This window comes from Streptomyces sp. NBC_01478 (assembly GCF_036227225.1).
Classification (GTDB): Bacteria; Actinomycetota; Actinomycetes; order Streptomycetales; family Streptomycetaceae; genus Streptomyces.
Genome location: NZ_CP109444.1, coordinates 11,410,451 through 11,429,708 on the forward strand (window position 1 = coordinate 11,410,451; position 19,258 = coordinate 11,429,708).

The 19,258-nt window shown below is 70.6% G+C and carries 22 protein-coding genes; 10 read left to right on the top strand and 12 right to left on the bottom strand.

The features are described 5' to 3' along the window. Positions 1 to 18: 18 nt before the first annotated feature. From OG223_RS50700 to OG223_RS50710, 3 genes are all read right to left on the bottom strand, one after another. Entirely contained in the window at positions 19 to 267 is a 249-nt protein-coding gene (locus tag OG223_RS50700; RefSeq protein WP_266507361.1) for a metal-sensitive transcriptional regulator, read from the bottom strand. Between the two features lie 94 nt (positions 268 to 361). Next, a complete protein-coding gene (locus OG223_RS50705; protein ID WP_329264409.1) occupies positions 362 to 961 on the bottom strand; it encodes a class I SAM-dependent methyltransferase in 600 nt (199 codons plus the stop codon). Positions 962 to 1,230: 269 nt separating this feature from the next. Next, entirely contained in the window at positions 1,231 to 1,557 is a 327-nt protein-coding gene (locus tag OG223_RS50710; protein ID WP_329264411.1) for a three-helix bundle dimerization domain-containing protein, read from the bottom strand. 325 nt (positions 1,558 to 1,882) lie between these two features. Here OG223_RS50710 and OG223_RS50715 point away from each other — a divergent pair, with 325 nt between their 5' ends. The 3 genes from OG223_RS50715 (at position 1,883) to OG223_RS50725 (ending at position 3,976) form a co-directional block, all read left to right on the top strand. Continuing rightward, a complete protein-coding gene (locus OG223_RS50715) occupies positions 1,883 to 2,239 on the top strand; it encodes a rhodanese-like domain-containing protein (protein WP_329264413.1) in 357 nt (118 codons plus the stop codon). Further along, entirely contained in the window at positions 2,236 to 2,985 is a 750-nt protein-coding gene (locus tag OG223_RS50720; protein WP_329264415.1) for a sulfite exporter TauE/SafE family protein, read from the top strand. The genes OG223_RS50715 and OG223_RS50720 overlap by 4 nt, the downstream gene beginning before the upstream one ends. A 559-nt stretch (positions 2,986 to 3,544) precedes the next feature. Next, positions 3,545 to 3,976, top strand: a complete 432-nt coding sequence (locus OG223_RS50725) for a VOC family protein (protein ID WP_329264417.1) — start codon at positions 3,545 to 3,547, stop codon at positions 3,974 to 3,976. Between the two features lie 468 nt (positions 3,977 to 4,444). On the opposite strand, the gene OG223_RS50730 is transcribed toward OG223_RS50725, so the two are convergent. The 5 genes from OG223_RS50730 to OG223_RS50750 all read right to left on the bottom strand — a co-directional run bounded on the left by OG223_RS50730 (position 4,445) and on the right by OG223_RS50750 (position 9,150). Then, positions 4,445 to 5,038, bottom strand: a complete 594-nt coding sequence (locus OG223_RS50730) for a rhodanese-like domain-containing protein (RefSeq protein WP_329264419.1) — start codon at positions 5,036 to 5,038, stop codon at positions 4,445 to 4,447. Positions 5,039 to 5,159: 121 nt separating this feature from the next. Further along, the gene (locus OG223_RS50735) at positions 5,160 to 6,581 is read right to left on the bottom strand and encodes an MBL fold metallo-hydrolase (protein WP_329264421.1); all 1,422 of its coding nucleotides are present in this window, start codon (positions 6,579 to 6,581) and stop codon (positions 5,160 to 5,162) included. A gap of 122 nt (positions 6,582 to 6,703) precedes the next feature. Further along, positions 6,704 to 7,909 (bottom strand): FAD-dependent oxidoreductase, encoded by a 1,206-nt coding sequence (locus OG223_RS50740; RefSeq protein ID WP_443073820.1) that lies wholly within the window; start codon positions 7,907 to 7,909, stop codon positions 6,704 to 6,706. A gap of 95 nt (positions 7,910 to 8,004) precedes the next feature. Continuing rightward, a complete protein-coding gene (locus OG223_RS50745; RefSeq protein ID WP_329264425.1) occupies positions 8,005 to 8,331 on the bottom strand; it encodes a rhodanese-like domain-containing protein in 327 nt (108 codons plus the stop codon). A gap of 126 nt (positions 8,332 to 8,457) precedes the next feature. After that, a complete protein-coding gene (locus tag OG223_RS50750; protein WP_329264427.1) occupies positions 8,458 to 9,150 on the bottom strand; it encodes a DUF2202 domain-containing protein in 693 nt (230 codons plus the stop codon). Between the two features lie 181 nt (positions 9,151 to 9,331). Here OG223_RS50750 and OG223_RS50755 point away from each other — a divergent pair, with 181 nt between their 5' ends. Continuing rightward, a complete protein-coding gene (locus tag OG223_RS50755) occupies positions 9,332 to 10,030 on the top strand; it encodes a response regulator transcription factor (protein WP_329264428.1) in 699 nt (232 codons plus the stop codon). Beyond that, positions 10,020 to 11,453, top strand: coding sequence for a sensor histidine kinase (locus OG223_RS50760; protein WP_329264429.1), 1,434 nt, complete (start codon positions 10,020 to 10,022; stop codon positions 11,451 to 11,453). Before OG223_RS50755 ends, OG223_RS50760 begins: the two co-directional genes overlap by 11 nt. A 168-nt stretch (positions 11,454 to 11,621) precedes the next feature. On the opposite strand, the gene OG223_RS54075 is transcribed toward OG223_RS50760, so the two are convergent. Further along, complete coding sequence (locus OG223_RS54075) at positions 11,622 to 11,852, bottom strand: hypothetical protein (protein ID WP_443073821.1); 231 nt, start codon at positions 11,850 to 11,852, stop codon at positions 11,622 to 11,624. Next, the gene (locus OG223_RS54080) at positions 11,849 to 11,989 is read right to left on the bottom strand and encodes an alkaline phosphatase family protein (RefSeq protein WP_443073880.1); all 141 of its coding nucleotides are present in this window, start codon (positions 11,987 to 11,989) and stop codon (positions 11,849 to 11,851) included. Before OG223_RS54080 ends, OG223_RS54075 begins: the two co-directional genes overlap by 4 nt. Positions 11,990 to 12,336: 347 nt before the next feature. On the opposite strand from OG223_RS54080, the gene OG223_RS50775 reads away from it, so the two are divergent. Together OG223_RS50775 and OG223_RS50780 are read left to right on the top strand one after the other, a co-directional pair. Next, the gene (locus OG223_RS50775; RefSeq protein ID WP_329264433.1) at positions 12,337 to 13,014 is read left to right on the top strand and encodes a DUF429 domain-containing protein; all 678 of its coding nucleotides are present in this window, start codon (positions 12,337 to 12,339) and stop codon (positions 13,012 to 13,014) included. 235 nt (positions 13,015 to 13,249) lie between these two features. Beyond that, entirely contained in the window at positions 13,250 to 13,534 is a 285-nt protein-coding gene (locus OG223_RS50780; RefSeq protein WP_329264436.1) for a hypothetical protein, read from the top strand. A gap of 279 nt (positions 13,535 to 13,813) precedes the next feature. On the opposite strand, the gene OG223_RS50785 is transcribed toward OG223_RS50780, so the two are convergent. Continuing rightward, a complete protein-coding gene (locus tag OG223_RS50785) occupies positions 13,814 to 14,296 on the bottom strand; it encodes an ATP-binding protein (RefSeq protein ID WP_329264437.1) in 483 nt (160 codons plus the stop codon). A gap of 171 nt (positions 14,297 to 14,467) precedes the next feature. On the opposite strand from OG223_RS50785, the gene OG223_RS50790 reads away from it, so the two are divergent. Beyond that, positions 14,468 to 14,830: an STAS domain-containing protein gene (locus OG223_RS50790; protein WP_329264439.1), complete on the top strand. Its 363-nt coding sequence runs from the start codon at positions 14,468 to 14,470 to the stop codon at positions 14,828 to 14,830. Between the two features lie 247 nt (positions 14,831 to 15,077). On the opposite strand, the gene OG223_RS50795 is transcribed toward OG223_RS50790, so the two are convergent. Further along, complete coding sequence (locus OG223_RS50795) at positions 15,078 to 17,273, bottom strand: MMPL family transporter (protein ID WP_329264441.1); 2,196 nt, start codon at positions 17,271 to 17,273, stop codon at positions 15,078 to 15,080. A gap of 267 nt (positions 17,274 to 17,540) precedes the next feature. Between OG223_RS50795 and OG223_RS50800 the strand changes: the two genes are divergently transcribed. Both OG223_RS50800 and OG223_RS50805 read left to right on the top strand, forming a co-directional pair. Further along, the gene (locus OG223_RS50800) at positions 17,541 to 17,963 is read left to right on the top strand and encodes a hypothetical protein (protein WP_329264444.1); all 423 of its coding nucleotides are present in this window, start codon (positions 17,541 to 17,543) and stop codon (positions 17,961 to 17,963) included. A gap of 56 nt (positions 17,964 to 18,019) precedes the next feature. After that, a complete protein-coding gene (locus tag OG223_RS50805) occupies positions 18,020 to 19,255 on the top strand; it encodes a 4-hydroxybenzoate 3-monooxygenase (protein ID WP_329264446.1) in 1,236 nt (411 codons plus the stop codon). Positions 19,256 to 19,258 lie beyond the last annotated feature (3 nt).

The following is a 19,258-nucleotide window of genomic DNA, read 5'->3' on the forward strand; positions in this document are numbered from 1 at the left end:
CACGCCGTTGACTCGGTCTCAGGCCAGCGCCAGGAACAGCTTCTCCAGTTCCGCCTCTGTCATCGGTGGGGCGGATCCGTCCTCCTGTTCGGCGAGGCACTGCCGCATACCGCTGGCCACGATCTTGAACCCGGCCCGGTCCAGGGCGCGGGAGACCGCCGCGAGCTGGGTCACCACGTCCTTGCAGTCGCGGCCCGCCTCGATCATGGCGATGACCCCGGCCAGCTGCCCCTGCGCGCGGCGCAGCCGGTTGAGCACCGCGCCCATCGCTTCCTCTTCCACCTTCACCGGGAGCCTCCTCGTGGCCGGTCGATCGCTTCCATAGTACCCGTGGGGGTATATGGGGCGGGATGGTCGCTCGTCAGAGGCGTTCGGCGCGTACCAACGAGTCGATGGCGGTGCGCGGACCCTCCGGACCGTCGACCGGTCGCGTGACCGTCTCGGCGCGCAGAATTCGGGCGTAGGGCCGCCATTCGGCGGCGACCTGCTCCGCGGTGTACAGGACGCGGGGGTCCTGCGGCCCGCCGAAGCCGTGCTCGCGGTTCGAGGCGTCATGGCCGACCAGCAGCAGAGTCCCGCCGCTGCGCACGGCGGTCGCGGCCAGCCTCAGCACCTGCGACACCTGCGCCCACGGCAACTGCAGATAAGCGATCAGCGCCAGGTCGTACGCCGCTTCAGGGGCGGCCCACGCCGTCAGGTCGGTGCACTGCGTCCGCAGTTGTACGCCGCGTTCGGCGGCCAGGGTCTCGGCCTTGGCCAGGGCGACGGCGGAGAAGTCCACGGCGTCCACGTCCCAGCCCCGCTCCGCGAGCCAGACCGCGTGGCGTCCCTCGCCGGCCGCCAGGTCGACCGCCCGCCCGGCGGGCAACCCGGCCAACTCGCCTTCGGCGAACCGGTTGGGGGCCGCTGCCCAGACCAACTCGGTGCCGCGGTACCGCTCGTCCCAGCCTGCCGCGTCCATTGCTTGCTCCTCGTCCGCCCGTAGGGGCTGTGTCGCGTTCGTCCGTGTGTGTGATCGCAACTGGTGGCGTCCGTGTGATGGCGCCGTCGGGGGCGGTTCGCCGTTTGTGGCGGCGTGGGCGATCGATTCTTCGTGTTCGGGGGCCGCTCCGCCGGTGTCCTCGTCTCCGGCGAGGAGGTACGGGTACGGGCAGCTACGGGGGTCCGGGGCGATACAGGCATTGCAGGGCCGGGACCTTTCGATGACGCACTTCGGGCTCGGTTTCACGTTCACCCGCCTCTCGCTTCGGACTTCAGGGGGCGTTGGGTCAGCCTCCGTGAGGCGCGTTTGAACCCCAGTACCGGCACGTAGTGACGGATCCGGGCCGAGGAGAAGAAATCGAACGCCTCTTCCGTCGCGACGGCCGGCACCGCGGGCGGAGCGTCCGGGAAAGTGCGGGTCGGTCGGCCCTGCACGTCTTCACGGCCGCGCCGCTCGGCAGCGGGCGTCGGCCCTGTGGCGGGCCGGGTGTCAGGGCAGTGCCGGTCGCGTTCGGTGGTCGCGCTCTGTCGGACCGGGAGGCTCAACCGCTTGATGCCGTACGGGGTCTCCGCCATGAGGTCATGATACCCCGTGGGGTATATGGAGGAGCAGGTGTGGTCGGTAGGTGCGCGCTGGCCGCTTATACCCGGGTGGGTATCTGGTGTACGCTCCAACAGATACCCCTGGGGGTATTCAGTGAACGAGAGGGTGAGGTCGGGGAACTGCCGGGCTGAGTCCCGTCTTCCTCCTGGTTGCCGGTCCTGACGGGCGACCCCGGCGGGAGCCGTGAGCGGAGCAGGGGAGGGCCTGCACGGTCTGGACGGCGGCGAGTGACCGTCGTGCGCTCCCCGGAGAACGCGAACCTCGTGCGCGATCAAGTACCTGAAGGAGAGGACCGTCATGCTGTTCTTCCGCCGTCGGACGGGGCGAATAACCCCGGGCGAGGCCCGCAGCCGCGTTCAGGCCGGGGCCGCAGTGCTGGTGGACGTTCGCGAGCGCGTGGAATGGAACGCGGGGCACGCACCGGAAGCGCTCCATCTGCCCCTGTCGCGGCTGATGACCGGCGCGCAGCTGCCGGGCTCCGGGGCCAAACGGCCTGTGGTGACGGTATGCCGGTCGGGGCATCGGTCCCGGCAGGCGGCCCGACTGCTGGCGGCCCGGGGCGTGGACGTGGTGGACGTCAGGGGCGGCATGACCGCCTGGGAGCGGGCGGGACTGCCGGTCACCGGCCGTCGGGCCCGGGGGCGTTCCGCGTGACCGCGCTCATACTGGCGCTGATCGCCGGTGCGCTCGTCGGCCTGTCCCTCGGCGCGCTGGGCGGGGGAGGCAGCGTCCTCGCCGTCCCCGCCCTGATCTACCTGCTGGGCATGGCACCGACGCAGGCGACCACGGCGTCCCTGCTGATCGTGGCCGCGACCTCGATGACCGGCCTGCTGGCCCACGCCCGTGCCGGAAACGTCCGTTGGGTCCCTGGCGCCGCCTTCGCCGCTGCGGGCGTGCCGTTGGCGATCACCGTCGGAGCGCTGTCCCACCGGCTGCCGCAGACCCTGCTCACCGTGGCCTTCTCCCTGCTCGCTGGGGTAGCTGCCTGGCGGATGCTGCGAGGAAGCGCCCCCGAGGCGGGAGCCGACCATATGGTGCGGCCCGGTCGGGCGGCCCTGGCGGGAGCGGGGCTGGGCGGGGTGACCGGGCTGCTCGGCGTCGGGGGTGGCTTCCTTGCCGTCCCGGCCCTGGTCACCGTGCTCGGCTTTGCCATGCCGCAGGCGGTCGGCACCAGCCTGCTGGTCATCGCCGTGAACTCGCTGGCCGCGCTGGCGGCCCGGCTGCCCTCGGCCGGACTATTGGACTGGGCGCTCGTCGGCCCCTTCCTTGGAGCGGCGATCCTCGGAGCCTGGGACGGCAAGCGCATCGCCGCCAAGGTCCCAGCCCGGCGCCTGCAACGCATCTTCGCCGTACTGCTGCTGACCGTCGCGGTCTTCATGCTCGCCGACGCCCTCTGGTGAGCTACTGAACGTTCTCTGTATTCGTGGCCGACCACACTGCGCAGGCGGATTGAAGGTGGCCGCCACGCACTCGAACACGGCTGACATCTGAAATGCATCGAACGCCCACCTGGTACGGCGTGTGGTATCCGCGGCTACCGGACACCGGCTCGGACGCCCTCGTCGGCCGGACGGGATGTTGTAGGCGAGCCGACCCGCGATGTGGGAACGGCCCGTGGGAGGTTGTAGCCGGCAGTGGCCGGTCCGGACAGAAGCCGCCGCACCTGGACGATGTTCCAGTTCCTCAGCGGCGTTCTCCAAAGAGCCGGCACTGCTGTCCGGCGCCGCTTCGACCTCACCCTTCTCGACACACTCGGGCAAAGCTGCGAAAGGTCCGAGGAGGGCCGACCTGCCGCTGCGGCTGTGGCGGTTCAGGCAGATGCTGCTCCGCTAAATTGGGGCTGAGATCGGACGACCTTCTTCCGCGTCCGCGAAGGTCTCCGGCGACGAACAGCCCTGGCGTCCACTGGTGGGTACGTACTTCATTCGCGCGGCGCGGCCCCAACGACAGGAGTCAGACATGAAGCCGAATCGCTCCATTCCGGCGTCGACGGTCATCCCTGTCCTGATCTATCCCGATGTGCGCGAGGCGGTTGCCTGGCTCGGTGCAGCCTTCGGGTTTGTCGAGCGGGTGCGGATCGGCGAGGACCACCGCGCACAACTCAGTTTCGGCGATGGTGCCGTGATCGTCGGAGACGTACGACATGATCGCCGCCCGCCACGTCCCGGCGAGGTCACCCACTCGGTGACGGTCCGTGTGGAAGACGTTGGCGCCCACTACGAGCGGTCCCGAGAGCATGGCGCACGCATCCTCATGGAACCGACCGATTTCGAGTACGGCGAACGGCAGTACACCGCCGAGGACCTTGCGGGCCACCAGTGGACGTTCTCCGAGACGCGCGCAGATGTTGCCCCGGAGGAATGGGGCGGAACGTCCGTCGCGACCGATTGACGCATCCTCAGCGTCGCTGTGTGGCGGTGTGGGAGGCGAGCCTTTCATGCGCGGGGCCACCGCCCGGTGACGCTTGACACGATCGATCCCGCGCTCCACCGCGTGGCGCTCCTTGCAGTCGTCCTTGTCGGACTTCGGTGGGCGGCCGGGGATCATGGCGATCGCCGTCGCGGACCTCATTCGGCCGAAGGCGATCAGCAGGACCGTGCCCGGGATGAACTCCGCGAGGCGCCCTCCGCCGTACCTCCGGCCATGCCGAACAGCAGCCCAGTGCGCCACCGGACGCGTCGGCGCGGGCGTGCGAGACGAGGTCGGCGGCGCTGGTGACGGCGAAGTGGGAGGTGGCGATGGCCTGCTTGGCCTGCATGCCGGTCAGCAGGATCAGGATGTGCATGGTGAGTGATGGATCCGCTGCCCAGGATGCCGAGGCTGACGCCGATCAGAGGGATGCGGCGACGGCGACGGTGATTATGAGTGGGCCCCCAGGGCGCCGATGACGGACTCCAGGTCGGTGCGCGGGCCGCGGTTGTAGGGGAGCTTGGACAGCAGCATGCCCATGGCGCAGGTGTTCGTGAGCGCGGCGACGGTCAGCCCCGCGCCGACCGCGGTGCCGATGAGGTAGAGGCCGGGCATGAGGAGGGCCGCGAGTCCGGACAGCAGGACGATGCCTCCCGCGACCAGCCGTACCTGGCGTTCCAGGTCCCAGCGGGCCGGGCCGTGGTTGAGCGGACCGCCGGCCGTCTCCCAGGCGAGGACGCCGCCTTCTAGGATGCGCAGGTTGGGCAGTCCGGCCTCGGCCAGGGCTTGCTCGGCCTGGGCGGCGCGTCCGCCTGAGCGGCAGATCAGGACGACGTCCTCGTCCAGGTGGCGCAGGAGTTCGGCGCGGTGTTCCCGCAGGGTGTCGAGGGGGACGTTGTAGGAGCCGGGTATGTGGGCGGTGCGGAACTCGCCGGGGGTACGTACGTCAAGGAGCCGGGGGCCGGCGCCGCTCTCGGTGATCTCGTGCAGGGCGGCCGGGTCGAGCCGCGGGGCGGAGCTGGGGCTGGTGGCGTCGGCGGTCACGGGGTCTCCTTCACGGGGCGGACGAAGCCGCCGGAACAGGGAAGTTGAGGAATGAGGGGTGCTCGGCGCCGGGCGGTCGTGGCCGCGCAGGCGGTCACCGCCGCCCGGCACGCGGAGGATTTCAGGCGTCGGCTGATGGGGGTCCTCCCGCGCGAGCGAAGTCGAGCGTGGGGGAGGGCTCGGTCAGCCAGGCGCCGTAACCGCCCAGGAGGTCGGAGACGTCGGCGAGGCCGTTGTGGCGGAGCAGGCTGGCGGCGATGGAGGAGCGGTGGCCGCCGGCACAGTGCACGACCAGGGGTCGGTCGGCGGGGATCTCGTCGAGACGGCATGGGAGTTCGGCGAGCGGGATGTGCGCGGATCCTTCGATGAATCCCTCCTCGCGTTCGCTGGTGTTGCGGACGTCGAGGACGAGCGGGGGCTGCTTGCCGTCGAGCGCCTGGCGGAGCTGATGGGCGCTCAGTCGGCTTGCCTGGCGCACCTCGTCGGCCATGGCGGGGAAGGCGCCTTCGGGTTCGCGCAGGTAGCCGCCGACGCGGTCGAAGCCGATCCGGGCGAGCCGGGTGACGATCTCCTCCTCGCGGTCCTGCGGTGCGATGACGACGACCTCCTGGTCGGGGGCGACGACCGTTCCGGCCTGCTCGGCGAACCGCCCGTCGGCGGGCACGTTCACGGAACCGAGTAGATGCCCGGTAGCGAACTCCTGCGGGTCGCGGGCGTCCAGGACCAGCGCACCTGCGGCCCGGCGGTCGAGGAACTCGGCGGCGGACAAAGGCTGTTGGGTGACTGTCGCGTCGAACAGGCCGTGGTCCTTGCGGTTGAGGATGGCGTCGTAGACGAAGTAGCCGGGCGCGGAGGGCTGTCCGGCGGTGACGAGGGCGACGAACTCCTGCTCGCTCATGGGAGCGCAGGCGTAGTTGGTGGCGCGCTGCTGTCCGATGGTCGACTGGCGTTCGGTGGAGAGGTTCTTGCCGCAGGAGGATCCGGCGCCGTGGGCGGGGAAGACGCGGACCGGGTCGGGCAGGGCCATGAGCTTGTGCTGGATGCTGTCGTAGAGCATGTGGCCGAGTTCGTCGGCGGTGACGCCGAGGGAGGCCAGCAGGTCGGGGCGGCCGACGTCGCCGATGAACAGCGCGTCGCCGGTCAGGACGCCGTACGGGATCGGGTCGGCCCCGTGTTCGTAGACCAGGACGCTGATGGACTCCGGGGTGTGGCCGGGGGTTTCCAGGATCTCCAGGGTGACGTCGCCGAGGCTGATGCGCTCGCCGTCGGTGAGCTTGCGGATCGGGTACTCCGTCTCGGCGCGGTGGCCGTAGCCGATCCAGGCGCCGGTGCGGGCGGCGAGTTCGAGGTGGCCGGCGAGGAAGTCGGCGTGGAAGTGGGTGTTGATGACGGCCTCGATGGTGAAGCCGTGGGCCTCGGCGTCGGCGAGGTACTCCGAGACGTCGCGGCGCGGGTCGACCACGACGGCCTTACCGGTGAACTCGTCGGCGATCAGGTAGGACGCCTGGGAGAGGCAGTCGAGGTAGTGCTGGGCGAAGAACACGGATGACCTCCGTAGTGGATCGATGAGATCTAATACCCTGGGGGGTATCCAAGTGATCAGGTTGGACCCTGTGCGGGTGGTGAGGTGACCGGCCGGGGTCGGGGGAGGCCCGGGCCGGCCGGTCAGAGGCGGCCGGTGAGCATGCCGTGCCAGTACAGCGGCGGCAGGCCGTACCGCTTGAACAGCCACATGTCGCGGCGTTCCTTGAAGGTGTCGATCAGCGGGAAGCTCGGGGTGGGCCGCAGGTCGTAGTCGAACTCGGCGAGCAGCATTTTGTCGCGGGCGGTCACCAGCGGGCAGGAGGTGTAGCCGTCGTAGCGGCGGGTTGGCTCGGCGCCCTTCATGACGGCGAGCAGGTTGGCGGCGGCCACCGGGGCCTGCTTGCGGACGGCCGCGCCAGTCTTGGACGTGGGCAGGTTCGCCACGTCGCCGAGCGCGAAGACCTCGGGGTGGAGGGGGTGTTGGAGGGTGTGCTTGTCGGCCGCGATGAATTCCTGCGGGCTCGCGGGGTCGGCGAGCGGGCCGGTCTTGACCCAGTCCGGGGCGCTCTGCGGTGGGACGGCGTGCAGGAGGTCGTAGGCGAGAGTTTCCTTGGTCCCGGTGGCGTGATCGGTGACGGTCAGTTCGCGGGCGTCGCCGTCGACGGCGATCATCTCCGAACGCAGCCGCACCTCGATGCCGTACCGGGCGGCGACCTTCTCCAGTACCTCGGACCAGGCCGGTACCTTGAACAGGGCGGGGTCGGGGATCACGAGGACGATCCGGATGCGGTCCAGGACCTTCTGCTTGCGCCAGTGGTCGGCGGCCAGGTAGGCGATCTTCTGCGGTGCGCCGCCGCACTTGAGCGGGGTGGCCGGGTGGGTGAAGACGGCCGTGCCCGAGCGCATGCCGCGGATCAGGTCCCAGGTGCGCGGGGCGTACTCGGGTGCGTAGTTGCTGGTGACGCGGTCATGGCCGATGGCCTCGGCGAGGCCGGGCACGCCGTTCCAGTCGAGCTGGAGGCCGGGCGCCATGACGAGGAAGTCGTAGCCGAGCCTGCGGCCGTCGGCGAGGGTGACGGTCCGCAGGTCCGGGTCGATTGCCCGGGCGGCCTGTCGGATCCAGTGCACTCCGTCGGGGACGACGGACGCCTCGGGGCGGCGGGTGGCGCGCAGCGGGGCCTGGCCGCCGCCGACCAGGGTCCACAGCGGCTGGTACCAGTGGGTGTCGGACGGTTCGATCAGGGCGATGCCGGTGACACCGGCGCGGCGCAGCCGGGCCGCGACGCTGATCCCGGCGCTGCCGCCGCCGACGATGACGACGTGACGGTGGGTGGGGGGTGAGGGCATGGAGGCCAAGGAAGGACTCCCATCGGATGTGGGTGCGGATGCGGTGCCCGATGAACCGGGCCGGGGCCAGGAGCGGCCAAAGGGGGCGGGCACGGTCAGGCCACGGTGGCGTGGGGTCCGGTCACCAGCGGGCGGCCGGTCCGGGCCCAGCCGCTGGTGCCGCCCGCAACGGAGTACGCGTCGATGCCGGCCCCGCTCATGCGGTCGGCGGCGGTCAGGCTGCGGTTGCCGCTGGCGCAGATCACGTACACCGGCCGACCGGCGGGCAGTTCGCCGATCCGGCCCGCCAGAGCGCTGAGCGGCATCAGTCGCGCGCCCGGTACGTGGCCGACCAGGTATTCGCTCTGCTCCCGGACGTCCACGACGATCCCACCGGCCGCCAGAGCCGCGGCGAACGCTTCCGGATCCACTTCACGAGCCATCTTCGGAACCTCCTCGGAATACCCTAGGGGGTATCTATGACAGCGAGGGTAGGGTGCTCCCGGAATCGCTGTCAAATACCCCCTAGGGTATTTTGCCCGTCAGGTAAGGGCACCGGTCGGCAGGGATCACCGGACGAGCCACGAGTCGAAGGCGGCCTGGTGCATCCGCGAGGCCGCGAGCAGATTGGCGTACACCTGCTCGACGTCCGGGGCGTCGAGCCCCGACCGCGCCTTCGTGAGTGCGGCGATGTCGTCGGTCTCGAACGTGAGGCCGGCCTTGAGTGCGCCGTCCACACTTGCGGTGCCCTGCTTCAGTAGCTGGTCGTACGTGGCCTGGACGGTGGCGTCGGTGAAGTCGCCCGCCGCCTTGCCCGCGGTGGGGTCGCTCACGTCGTAGCGGTCGAGGAGTGTGCGGACCGCATCGAGGTGATGGGTCTCGGCGGCGGCAATCCGGTCGAAGACGTGGGCGTCGTACCGGGCGGCGAACACGGTGTAGAGGTCGTGGGCGAGCTTCTCCTCCTGGGCCATGTGGGCGAGCCTGGTCTTCTGGGACGCGCTCAGGGTGCCGCTGGGTGCTGTGGTGGCGGCCGAACCGGTGAGCGAGCAGGGGCCGTTGCCGTCCCCGACTCCCGTCCCGTCGCCGTGGCGGTAGGTGTGCTGCTGACCGTTCATCATCATCGAGCTCTGCGTGGTGGACCGTACGGACGGCGTCTGCCCTCCGGCCGGACCGGCGGTGGCCGGACCGGCGACGAGGATGCCCCCGGTCACGACTGCCGCTGCCGCGGCGATCGCGGCGGCGAGCTTGGTGTTGCGCTTCATGACGCACCTTCTCCGGATCTGCTTTCCCTTGACGTGCTCTTCGTCGATGCGCTTTCACCGTCCCGCCGGGCGTCGCAGACGGCATGGCAGTGGTGTGGAGGCGGTATGGAGCCCACCGGACGTGCCCGTAGGGGCTGTTCGGCCCTGGCGGGGGCGGCCCGCGCCCCGTACACCTGGGTGCATGGCCACCACCGTGCTCGTCGTCGAGGACGAGAAGGAGATCCGCGAACTGCTGCGCCGCTACATGGAGCGGGCAGGGTATGCGGTGGTGACGACCGGCTCCGGTGCAGAGGCGATCAGGCTGCTCGGAGACGGGGCGGCGGACCTGGCGGTCCTGGACCTGGGTCTGCCGGACATCGACGGGGACGACGTGCTGCGCGAGGCGCATGCCCGCGGCGGGATCCCGGTCGTGGTGCTCACGGCGCGCAGCGCGGTCGAGGACCGCATCCACGGGCTGCGGCTGGGCGCTGACGACTATGTGACCAAGCCGTTCAGCCCGACCGAGTTGGTGCTGCGCGTCCAGGCCGTGCTGCACCGGGCCGGAGCGGTATCCGGTACTCCGGGGGAATCGGCGGTCTCGTACGGCGGGGGGCGGCTGCGCATCGACGAAGCACGGCACGAGGCGACGCTCGACGGCACGGCGCTGGAGCTGACACCGACCGAGTGGGGCCTGCTGACCGCCCTCGCCTCGGTCCCGGGACGGGTGTACTCGCGCTACGAACTCGTCAACCGGGTCCAGGGCTACGAGTTCACCGGCTACGAACGCACCATCGACTCGCACGTGAAGAACCTGCGGCGCAAGCTGGGGCCCGACGCCTCGGGCGTAGTCGAAACGGTGCTCGGCGTGGGCTACCGGCTGGGACTGAGCCGTGACGCGTGAGGCCGGGCGGCGCCTGGGACTCGGGCCCCTGGGCGGGCGGCTGTTCGCGGCGTTCGCCGTCGTGGCTCTCTCGTCGGTGGCGCTCCTGACGGCTGCCGCCCTCGTCGGCACCGACCGGGGGATCAGCACAGCGCAGCAGGCCGACCGGCAGCGCGTCGCCGAACGCACGGCCGCCGCTGCGGCGGCGGCCTACCACAGGGCCGGCGGCTGGAGCGCGGCCGACCTCGGCCCCACCCGTACGATCGCGGCCGGCGCCGACGCGGTGCTCACCGTGCAAGACGCCGACAGCCGGGTCATTCTGTCCACGGCCGACTCCCCGGACGACACGGAGCACGGCACGGGCATGCACGGTCAGGGGCACGGCACGGGTATGTCCGGTGCCGGGTCAGGTCGCACCGCGAGCGCCGACATCGTGTCCGGTGGCAGCACAGTGGGCTCCGTGCACCTGCGTTTTCCCTATGTATCCGGATCGGCCGGCCGGAACATCGCCTGGGGCTGGATCGCGGGCGCGGCGCTGGCCGCCCTGGCACTAGCCCTGGCCGTGAGCTGGTACGTGACCCGCCGCCTCACCGACCCGGTCGTACGGGTCGCCCGCACCGCCCGCGCACTCGCCGCCGGCGACCACACCGCCCGCGCCCGGGTGGACGCGCCCGGCGAACTGGGCGACCTCTCCCGCGCCTTCGACACCATGGCCGACGACGTCACCCACGCCGAGCAGGCCCGCCGCCGCCTCTCGGCCGACGTCGCCCACGAACTGCGCACCCCGCTGGCTGCACTGCAGGCCGGCCTGGAGGAACTGCGCGACGGATACGACACCCCCTCACCGGCCCGCCTGGCCGCACTCCACGACCAGACCCTGCGCCTGGGCCGCGTCGTCGGCGACCTGGCCGAACTGTCCGAGGCCGAATCGGCCCGGCTGTCCCTGAACACGGCCCCGGTCGAACTCGCCCACCTCGTACGCCATGCCGTGACCGACCGGGAGTCCGAACTGCGCGCCGCCGGACTCACCGTCCGCACCCGCATCGCCACCGACCCGCTGCCCGTCCACGCCGACGCCGACCGCATCCACCAGGCCCTGGGCAACCTGCTGAGCAACGCGGCCCGCTACTGCCGCCCCGGTGACACCGTCACCGTCACCGCATCCGCCGAAGGCGACGCGATACTCGTGGAGGTCACCGACGACGGCCCCGGCATTCCCGCCGACGAACTCCCGCACGTCTTCGACCGGCTCTGGCGCGGCAGCGCCGCCCGGCACCGCAGCGGTGGCAGCGGCATCGGCCTCGCCGTGGTGAAAGAACTGATCACCGCGCACGGCGGCACCGTCACGGCCCTCTCGGAACCCGCCGCAGGGACACGGATCGTCATCCGGCTGCCGCGCGACGGCGCCGCCCGGCCATCCGGTGACCGGCTGACACACCATTGACCCTGGCATCAGGGTTCACCTGCTGTCGGCAAGGCTTCCACCCGGCAGCCGGCACGTTGCGGGCCTGTCCGTCTTGCCCAGATGAGCGTATGCGGCGACGGCGGGTTCCCGGCCCGTGAGCAGGGACCCCGCCGTCCGCACGGGGGTTGCGCGGTCACACCGCAGTGGTCACACAGCCGTGGTCGCACCCCGGGTGCGCGCCTTGCGGCAGTGCAGGGCGAACGCGGTGGTCGCCGCGCCGGCGGTGAGGATGTCGGCCGCGATGGCAATCGGCAGGCTCGTTGAGGTGGAACCCGAGTAGGAGTCGTTCTGAGCGGCGAGGTCCTGGTTGTATGCGGCCAGGTCGGACGCGGACGAGGCCGTCTGCGTGTAGTGCGGGATCGGCTTCACCGACTTCACAGAGGCCCGCTGCTCGAAGGACGCGTCACGATCCGGCCGGTGTGCCAGTTGTTCTCGATGAACTGGGTGATCGACGCCTGCTCGGTGGCGGTGTGGTCGACCTTGTTGACCTTGCTGTACGGCGAGATGACCAGCAGCGGCTGCCGGGTGCCCGGCCCGCAGCGGTCCGCGCGTGCCTTCGGCGACTACTTACGTTTCGACCGGGCGTGGGACCTGCTCGGTGACACCGGTCCCGAACGTCCCGGCATCGCGCCGCACCAGCCGCTGTCCTTCAGCGGCTCCTCCCCTGACTTCGTCTGCCGCAGCATCCCGGCACCCGATCTGACGATCGAGCAGGTCGTGGGCCTGGGCGTTACCTTCGCCCGCGAGGCGCTGAAGGCCCATGCGGACGCGTTCGGTGGCGCCCTCCGTGCGGACGGCTGACCCGGGTGGGCGGCCAATACGATCGCGGTAGGCTCCGCTCCTTGCGCGGGAGTGGGGTGGTATGGACGTCCTGGGAGTCGATGCCTGCGGTAAGCAGGGCTGGGTCGGGATCGGGCTCACGGACGGCGCGTACGCGGGCAGCCTGGTGGATGGCCGGCTCGACACGCTGATCGAGCGTGCCGTCGGCGCGCGGGTGATAGCGGTGGACATGCCGCTCGGGCTCGTCGAGGAGGGCTGGCGCGCCGCGGACCTGGCGGCCAAGGCCCTGCTCGGTGTGCGGCGCAACAGCGTCTTCCTCATCGCGCCGACGCCGGTGTGGCAGGAACGCGCATACGTGGCGGCAGCCGACCGGTGCCAGGAGCTCACCGGTAACCGGTTGAGCCGGCAGGCGTGGGCGCTGGCACCGAAGCTGCTTGAGGCGCGGGCATGCTGGCTGGCCGATGAACGGGTCCACGAGGTACACCCCGAGGTGTGCTTCTCCGCCATGGCGGACGGGGATCCGCCGGCTTACGCGAAGAAGACCTGGCGGGGGCAGCACCTGCGCCGCTCCCTGTTGGCCGAGGCCGGGATCGTACTCCCGGACGTGCTCGGGGAGGCGGATCGTGTTCCCGCGGACGACGTTCTCGACGCTGCCGGCGCGGCCTGGTCGGCGTACCGGATCGCACGGGGGACCTCGGGCCGGGTTCCCGAGGTGCCCCAACTCGACGCGGAAGGCCGCGCCGTCGAGATTCGTTTCTGATCAGCGGCGGATGCCGACGCCTCTCGCAGGGTATTTTCCCGGCCTCCGGGGACGACCGGGTCGCCGCCCCAGCCTCGCGGCGCCGACACCGCATCCTGGCTCTGCTCTTCGGGCTGGCCTTCCTCGGGTGTGACCTCGGGGGTGTGACCTCGCCGTCGGCGATCGCGCGGAGATGCTCGGCCCGGGCCTTCTCGGCCGCGTGATCCGCATCGCGTGAGGTCTGCCAGGTCCGCACGTGTCGAAACTCACCCCCGCGTACGGGCGCGGCGGCTCCACCACCGCGTACACCTGGCAGATCGCCATGGAGCCGGGTCGGTTCGCCGCGCCGATCCAGGTCGTGGAGCCCCGTTGGACGAAGGGCGTCCACCACTCCACCGGTAAGTCCTGCCTGCCGATCTCGACTGACATCAAGGCCAAGCCGCACGGCTACACCTGGGACCCCGATATCCGCTGGGGCGGTGGACGAGCAACATCGCCGTCCGCGACTAAGGGACCTACCACGTCTGGAGACCCTGCCTGATCCCGACCGCGTTCGCTCGTGACCGGTCCGCCGAGGCACCTTTTCGGCCGACGAGGTGCCTCGGCAGTACAGAAGTTACCGAGTATCCAATTCCTGAATAAATGTTCGGCTTCGGCGGTTCCGGGGGCCTGAGGCCGCGGGGTGCGTGGTCGCCCTGGTCTCTCCGATCAGGACGATGGCCGTCCGGTGGCGGACGTTCGCCGGGCGCCGGGGCGAGCGCACCGACCTCGTGACGGTGACACCTGCCGCGCCTCCAGCCGCCCGGACGTCGAAGGCGCCTCAACCCGGCGGCACGAGCGGGTACTTGGCGCCGTCCGGGGCGTCCGTGAGCGGGATGCGGGCGGTGATGCGTTTGCCGACGGGCTCGCGCCGGGCTTCGAAACCTCGGGCCACGGCCCGCACGATCTCCAGGCCGTGCTGCCCCACCCGTTGGGCATCGGCGGCACGGGCGACCGGCAGCACCGGGTCGGAGTCCCACACCTCCACCTCGACCAGGGAATCGACGATCCGCAGATCCATCAACACCGGACCGGGCGCGTACTTACGGGCGTTGGTGACCAACTCGCTCACCACCAACTGGGTGAGATCCATGGCACGGGCCGACACCGGCAGCCCGTACTCGGTCCGCGCCCGGGCGAGGAACAGCGCGGCCAGCCGGCGGGCCTCGGCGATGCACGAGCCGTCCCCGTCCAGCGCCACGGTGGACCGCAGGGCCCGGGCCTGCGGTGCTGTGTCGCCGTCCTCCGGTGAATCTGGTTCCATCCGGATCGTCTCACCGCCTTCCGCGTGCCCCGCGCATACCCCGTGAAGCACCGCGCACTCCGTCATTTTCCGATGGCCCCACCGGACACAAGCATCAACCGTACGATCCGGGGCAGCACTTCGGATGAAAATCCTGATCCGTAGCGCTCACCGACTTGTGTATGAGGACAGATGGTGAACACCGAACAAGCGGGGCAGCCAGGGCGGTTGTCGGTCAGGACCGACGTCGTCGACGGCACCTTGGTCGTGGCAGTCGCCGGAGAGATCGACCATCAGACAGGCGGCTCGCTGAGGAAGGCGCTGGACCCGCTGGAGGGCGCCGCGCCTCGCGTTGTCATCGACCTGAGCGATGTCACCTTCATGGACTCCAGTGGCATCAACATCCTCATCGCCGTGCAGAGCGGGCTCGCCGAATCGGGCGGTTGGCTGCGGCTGGCCGGGGCCGCCCCGGCCGTGCTGCGCATCATCCGACTCGTCGGGATCGACGGATTCATCGACTGCCATCCGACCGTCCAACAGGCCCTCGGCAACTGACCGTTGGGTGGGGTCGGGAAACCCGCTGTCGGGCTGTCGGGGCACGGTGACGGACAGTCCCCGTGACAGAGACCTTGGAGTTCCCCGCCCTGCTGCGGCTGATCGACGGGGCACGGCCGGTGAGCCGGTCCTTGCCCTGTACGGCCATGTCCCGGTGAACTCCCTTGAGGTGGAGGGCAATTCCGGGAGCCGCGGTGCCGGGCCTGTCCACCGGTCGTACGGATCGGCGGACAGGCCCCGCGCCTTACTACCCGCGACGGCCCGTCGGACCCTGGGTGACCGAGTCCTGGTCCGCGGTGCCGGAGGCCGGTCCGGAGGTGTCGGAACCGGTGTCCGGGCCGGCGGTGGTGTCCTGGGCGCGGTCGGCGTTGCCGGGCCACCAGGCGGCGTGGCCGATCAGGGCGGTGAGACTGGGCGTGAAGAACATCGCCATCACGAAGGCGGCGACGGCGATGCCGAAGGAGACGGCGAAACCCATCTCGGTGAGCAGCGCGTTGCCCGCCAGCATCATCGTCGCGAAGGTCGCCGCGAGGATGAAACCGGCCGCGGCCACGGTGGGCCCCGCGTGCCGTAGCGCCATGCTCGCCGCCTCGCGCGGATCGCGGCCCTCGCGGGCCTCCTCGCGGAGCCGGGCGATCATGAGGATGTTGTAGTCCGTGCCGATGGCGACCACGAAGAGATACATGATCACCGGGAGCATGAACATCAGCCCCGGGTGTCCCTGCGCGTCCTGGAAGATCCAGACGGTCGCTCCGAGGGTGGCGCCGAAGCCGAGTCCCACCGAGGCGATGAGATACCACGGTGCGACCACACTGCGCAGCAGCAGTCCCAGGATCAGCATGATCAGCAGGGCGGCGACGGGGAAGACGGTCCGGTAGTCGTGGTTGACCGCGGAGTTGATGTCCTTGTAGATCGAGGACATGCCGCCGACCACGGCCTCGGTGCCGTCGGGCGCGGCGGAGTGCGCGACCTCGCGCACCCGGCCCACCGCGTCGATCGCCTTCTCCGTGGACGCCTCGTACTTCAGCGTGACGGTGAAGTCGGCCGTGGTGCCGCCCTGGTTGACCTGGCTCATGCGGGCGCTCGCGACACCGTCGACGGCCCCGAGCTTCTCCGCGTAGGAGGCGAAGGCGCTCTCGTCGAGCGGCCCGCCGTCGGAGCTGGAGAGATAGACGTCGGTGGGGGCCGCGGCACCCGCCGAGTACGCCTTCTGCATCTCGTCCTGGACGACCATCGACTCCTTGGTCTTGGGCATGGAACCCGAGGCCAGGTCGAAGGTCGCCTTGTAGCCGAGGGTGCCCAGCGACAGCGCGACGAGGACGAGCCCGGAGAGGGCCGCCGTCAGCGCGGGCCTGCGCTGCACACCGCGGCCGAGAGCCGCGAACCGGGCGTTCTGCGGCTCCTGTTGCCAGGACTTGGAGGGCCAGAAGACCTTCGGCCCGATCAGCGACACCACGGCCGGGATCAGGGTCAGGCCCGCGATCAGGGTCACGGTGACCGAGATGGCCAGCGCCGGACCCATCTGCTTGAGGAAGCCCAGCGTCGACAGCACCAGCGCGAGGAACGCGATGATCACCGCGCCGGCGGCCGAGGCGATGGCCTCGCCGACCCGGGCGACCGCGTTGACCATGGCCTGCTTCGGCTCGTCACCCGCTCGCAGGCGTTCCCGGTAACGGAACATCAGGAACAGGAAGTAGTCCGTGCCCACGCCGAACAGCACGACGATCAGGATCGACGAGACGGAACTGTTGGCCTGGAGGCCGAACAGCTTGGTGGCGTACGCGATCAGCCCGTTGGCGATGGACGCCACCACTCCGATCAGGACCAGCGGGAGGAACGCGAGGATCGGCGCGCGGAAGATGATCAGCAGGGTCACCAGAATGATGAGGAAGGTGCCGATGCCGATCAGCGCCTCGCCGCGCTTGGAGGAGTCCTGCTGGTCGAGGGCCTGCGCGGCGGAACCGCCCAGCTTCACGTCGAGGTCTGTGCCCTTGGCCAGTTGCTTGACGTCGTCGCGCAACACCTTCGCGGCATCCGCCTGCACGGGCTGACCGGCGTTCTTGCTGTCCATCTGGACCAGGGTCATGGTGTACCTGCCGTCCTTCGACGGCTGGCCGGGGACCACCTTCTGCACCTGGTCGATGTGCTTCTTGCCCAGCTCGGTCGTGATCCGGGCGACGTCTTCCTTGTCGGCGGCGGTGAGCTTGCCGCCGTCGGTGCGCTGGTACAGCGCGATCGCGGACGGGGTGAAGGCGCTGGGGAACGCCTTCGCCTGGAGATCCGCCGCTTTGATGGACTCGTAACTCTTGGGCAGGAAACTGCTCTCATCGCTGTTGGACGGCAGGCCGGGGGCGGTGGCGACAATCGCCACCGCCGCGATCAGCCATGCCACGATCGTCCAGACAGGGTGTCTGACGACGCCACTGCCAATACGTCGAAACATGCGGGAGGTCCTCCTGGGAAGGAAGATCACCGCAGCCCGGGGAGCGGACCCCGGCATCGGCGACCCCGACCGGTCCTCACCCGTGGGCCGGTCGAACGGTTGTCTGTCTTCTTGTCCTATCGGTCGCGCGTGACGATTCATAACACGCGCATTGCTGCGGCACAGGGTCCGCACGAACGGGTGGTTGTCGGTGACCCGTCCTCCGCCGCCCCGTTGAGCCGCTGGGCGGCACGACCGCCGGCCCGGCGGGTGCGAGGAGAGGAAATCATGGGAGCAACGAAGTGGTCCACGGCTTTTGGAGCCGCGGGGTTGGTCCTCGTGGCCGTCACGGCGTCCGCCGCCGCCCAGGGGCAGCCGCCGCACGTACGCGCGGCCGGGCGAGCCGTGCTCACGAACACGGACAACGGCCGCACGGTGGCCGCCGGCGTCGGCGGTGACATCGAAGTCCGCCTCACCCACTACCGCGATCGCGGAGTCACCTATGTCTGGGACGCTCCGGAGACCGGTGACCGTGCGGTGCTCCGCCGCGCGTCCGACACCACCACACCGTCCGGCGACGCGACAGCGGTCTTCCGTACGGCGGCCGGTGGCGTCGCGACCGTCAGCGCACAACTCCGGTGCGTCCCCGACCTCGGCAGCGTCTGCCCGCTGATCGTCGTGCCGTGGAAGGTGACGATCGAGGCGAAGTGACCGGTCACCGGCCGGCCGGGCCCCGGCATCGGTAGGGTGCTTCCGGAGGTGGTCAAGTGGCCGACAGCGTGCGGGAGTTGAGCGGGTCGCCGGAGTCAACGACGGTGGTGGTCATCGGCGCGGGCCCTGCCGGACTGACTGTCGCGAACCTGCTGCGGCGCAGCGGGATCGACTGCGTCGTCCTGGAACGGCAGACCCGCGAGTACGTGGCACAGCGCCAGCGCGCCGGCATCGTCGAGACCCGCGCCGTCCGCATGTTCGACTCCTGGGGGCTCGCCGACCGCGTCCTGGGCGGCGTCCCGCACGACGGCATCCTGGAGCTCCGCGTCGACGGCGAGACCCACCTGGTCTCCGACTACGACGGCTCCGAGGGCCCCACCGCCCGCCTCTGCCCCCAGCAGATGCTGGTCCAGAAGCTCACCGCCGCCTACCTGGAGGACGGCGGCGACCTGCGCTTCGAGGCCGCGGACGTCTCCCTGCACGATCTGACCGGCGACCGCCCCACCGTCCGCTACCGCACCGCGGACGGCGAACTCCGTACCCTCGCCTGCTCTTTCGTCGCGGGCTGCGACGGCGACCACGGCATCAGCCGTACCTCCGTCCCCGACGGGACCCTCACGCCGTACGCCTTCGATCACGGGATCGGGTGGCTGACGGTCCTGGCCGACGCCCCGCCGCCGGGCCGTCCGCTGCTGGCCGTCAGCCCGCAGGGCTTCGCCGCACATTTCCCGCGCGGCCCCTACACCAGCCGCTACTACCTCCAGTGCCCGCCCGACGACCACCCCGACGCCTGGTCCGACACCCGCGTCTGGGACGCGCTGCGCACCCGGCTCGGCGACCCGGCCCTCGTCTCCGGCCCGATCACCGACCGCGAGATCTTCCGCCTCCGCAGCCTGGTCCACGACCCGATGCAGTACGGCCGCCTCTTCCTCGTCGGCGACGCGGCGCACATCGTCTCGCCGATGGGCGGCAAGGGCATGAACCTCGCTCTCTACGACGCCGATCTCTTCGCCCGGGCCGTACGGGACTCCGTCCGAGACCACGACGACACGGCCCTGCGCGCCTACTCGGAGCGGTGTCTGCGCCGGGTCTGGAGCGACCAGGAGTTCTCCCACTGGATGACCCGCATGCTCCACGACGCCGGGGACGCCACCGACTCCGGTCCCTTTCACCGCGGTTTGGCCCGCGCGCGACTCGACCGGCTCTTCACGTCCCCCGGCGCGGCCGGTGCCTTCTCCGAACTCATGACGGGGATGGACTTCGGAGAGGGCGCCGGGCCGCAACCGCGTTGACGT